At 56.9% G+C, this 3,205-nt stretch carries 2 protein-coding genes and 1 pseudogene; 2 read left to right on the top strand and 1 reads right to left on the bottom strand.

Annotated elements, in window-relative coordinates; genetic code table 11:
• The first annotated feature begins 167 nt into the window (after positions 1-167).
• Both QJT78_RS49695 and QJT78_RS49690 read left to right on the top strand, forming a co-directional pair.
• Positions 168-845: a hypothetical protein gene (locus QJT78_RS49695; RefSeq protein ID WP_038952771.1), complete on the top strand. Its 678-nt coding sequence runs from the start codon at positions 168-170 to the stop codon at positions 843-845.
• A 47-nt stretch (positions 846-892) separates the two neighbouring features.
• Entirely contained in the window at positions 893-2,233 is a 1,341-nt protein-coding gene (locus tag QJT78_RS49690; protein WP_049808100.1) for a hypothetical protein, read from the top strand.
• Between the two features lie 416 nt (positions 2,234-2,649).
• Here QJT78_RS49690 and QJT78_RS49685 read toward each other — a convergent pair.
• Positions 2,650-3,205 (bottom strand): annotated as a pseudogene (locus QJT78_RS49685) (hypothetical protein); the annotation flags it as partial.

Below are 3,205 nucleotides of genomic sequence, written 5' to 3'. Positions count from 1 at the left end.
ACGCCCTCCCGACGCAACGACAAAACCGTAAAGCCCCGCGTTCAGCATAACCCGGCAGGAATCCACTTAAATCCAGCGGGGCGCTGTCCAAACAACCGGGGCCAGCTCTCTACGGCCCAGCCGCTATAGATCGACTCCAAAGCAGTGGGGCGGCTTCTCCGGCCGTTGTGACCGCTTTGCTGGGTTCTGGTTACGATGGAGCAGGCAAATCGGTCGTGCTCTCGAGCACGATTGACAGCAGCGCTGAACAGATAGCCCGAAACTTCCAGCAGACCGTTGCCAAGGCCATAATAGCGGACGTGATGCCGGCCGCTGATGCGGCACGTCAACGGGCGGAACAGGTCCACCTGCTAGCGACCGAGAAGACCGAGAACTTGACCAAGCAGCTCGCGGTCAATGAAAAAAGGATTCAGAGCATCGGAGGCCTGATCGACGATCTCTGGGATCAAAGCGAAAACCTGAGAAGCGAGCTTTCGAAGACCTACCAGTCCGCCAGGGCTGCCCTGGACAGCGAACTAAAGATTCGGGAGGTGCGAGAACAGAGAGTTGCAGTCGGCAACCTGGCCATGAGCGCGATGAATGAGCGCTCGAATTTGACGGCCCAGAATGCCGCCTTGCAGCGGGAAAAGGATGCCGCCACCGCCGAGGAACTGAAAACCCGCCTGGAGGCCCAGCTGTTCAGACGTCCTGCTATTTCCGACACGACCATAACGCCAGCTACGTCGTCGTACCGCCGCTTGAGCCTGATCGCGATGGCTTTCGTAATTTCGGTCCTGGTCGCTTTTGCTGCTGTCGGGCTCGCTCACACGGCCGGAAGGTTCAACCCATCGCGGCCGCATCATTGACGCAAGTTGACACGCCGATTTCCCCGCGAACGCTGAGGAGCCGACATTTGGCCAGCCGACCGGCTTCAAGGAACCTTGAGGGCGGCCTTGCTGCGCTCCTTCTCGGTTACACTGCGATTTGCTGCGCTTCGCTGATTTACGTGGCCGGCTGGTATCCGGAATTCCATATCTTTTTCGACCCACTCAGCCTTCATCATGCTGCCCTCGCACTCAGCGTCCTGACCGCCATTTCATTTTTCTTTAGCATCGGCGAATTCAGCTTCGGCTACTTCGTGTCTTTCTATCTGTATAACCTCGTCATGGGCTACATCTGGCTGAGTTATTTCTCGCACTTCGAGTACGATCTCGCTCTGGCTCGCCTTTCCGCCGTCGCATCCCTCCTTGCTTTTCTTATACCCGCGGTTCTGATAACTGCTCCCCTTCCACGGACATATGAGCTCTCGAGAAAGGCCTTTCACGCGCTTCCAACGGCGATCCTAGTGCTGGCGGCTACTATCGTCGGCATCGGAACGACATATGGCTTCAGGCTGGTCGGACTTCAGGACATGTATAGCGCGCAACGCGACATAGCCTATCCGACATGGTTAAACTATTTGATAGGCGCGACCTCGACGACGCTTCTGCCGTTCGCGTTTGCGTGTTTTGCCGGCAGGAGAGCACTTTGGAAGGCGGTCGCCTGCCTCATTGTAGCAAGTCTATTTTATCCGATCACTCTGAACAAATCCACCTTGCTCACGCCCGGGTGGCTGCTGTTCCTGCTTATCCTATTGGAATTCTTTAAACCGCGAACGGTTGTGATCCTGTCGCTCCTGATCCCGGTAAGCGCGGGCCTGCTTCTCTTGTTGCTCTTGGATCGAGGGGCAGGTGTAATATTCGGTACGGTGAATTTCCGCATGCTCGCGATACCTGCGAGCATGTTCGACATTTACAATGACTATTTCTCGAAACACGACCTCACGTATTTCTGTCAGATATCGTTGCTCAAGTTTTCCGATTGCGCCTATCGGGACCAATTGGGCGTAGTTTTGGCGAACAAGTACCATCTTGGCAATCTGAATGGCTCGCTCTTCGTCACTGAAGGTATAGCTTCAGTCGGCGTCACCCTGGCTCCAGCCTCTGCATTCGCTTGCGGTTTGCTCGTCGCACTCGCAAATAGGGCGTCGGCCGGACTGAAGCCCTCCTTTATTCTGACGTCCGCCGCCGTGCTGCCGCAAGTCTTCATGAACGTGCCGCTGTCAACGATTCTGCTGAGCCATGGGGGAGCACTTCTTTTTCTGCTCTGGTACGTGTGCCCAAGAGATTTGGACGAGATCGCAGCGGAGAGCACTCCCTCGGAAGAGGTGGCCCGCAGCCCCGTTGCTCCCACAGCGTTTCCAGAGGCTCTGTAAGCGCTTTTCAGGAGCCACCTACCGGATGATGGGGTGGTCCCGGAGTCTTCGTTGGTTTGGACCGTTAGGTTTAGAATGGACGCAGCCCGAGCCGTACGACGGATTTGGGTCTTCACCGGCGCCGGCCATCGGCGGAACTGAGGCAACGAGGACAAGGCTGAATCATCGCGAGCGGCGGCTCGGTCTGTTCCGCAGCCGACAGCACGGATTATCGCCCATTGGGTGGCGACGTCAGTTTAGGAGACGCAGCGGGCGATCATTCCGGTGCGCAAGCAGTACAGTTTTTGCCGGCGGGTGATAGTGTGGGCGCGACGCCTTCAAAAAAAAGAAGGAGCAGTCGAATATCAAGCTGGATCATCGCTGCAATGGCCGATGTCGGCCAAGCCATCAGTCGCGAGGCTCGCCTGAGATTACAGCTAGCGGATGATGTAGCCCTCGATATGACTATCCAACCTAATCTCGTACATTTCACCAAATAGGCTGACCGCCTGCTGCTGTGCTGCGGCTTCCTGCCATCCCTGGATCGCTGAGTCAGACACCGGAAAAGAACTTTGCGCGGTTGGATGCGAGACCCGCGCGACTTGAGCACTATTGTCCCATGAGGGGCCGTCGAAATTCGAGGTCGATGGTATCGGTCCTAGGGTGGTGCCGGCGCGGATTCCAACCGAGCCGTCTCCGGGTAAGTGCCCGTGGAATGTGGTGTCAAGCGTTTGCGGCGCGCGGCTGATCCCGGGTACAATCCTGGTCAGATTTGCATTCGCGTCGGTCCAGACCGTATAATTATCCTCGCCCGGCGTCTTCCAGGCGAAGTCAAAACCACTCGCGGTGTGCTCCGCCCCTATTCCGTCGCCGTTCAGATCTTGGTGAAAGACCGTCTCCAGTGATTCAAGCGCGCTGCTGCCGCCGGAGACGATCTCGGTCAGGTTTCCAGTATAGTTGCCGTTCGCGTCGGTGCTCCAGACCGTATAATTA

Source organism: Bradyrhizobium sp. Mp27, assembly GCF_029953005.1.
Classification (GTDB): domain Bacteria; phylum Pseudomonadota; class Alphaproteobacteria; order Rhizobiales; family Xanthobacteraceae; genus Bradyrhizobium; species Bradyrhizobium barranii.
The sequence above is the reverse complement of the archived record's forward strand: the minus strand, read 5'-3'. Positions and strand labels throughout refer to the sequence as shown.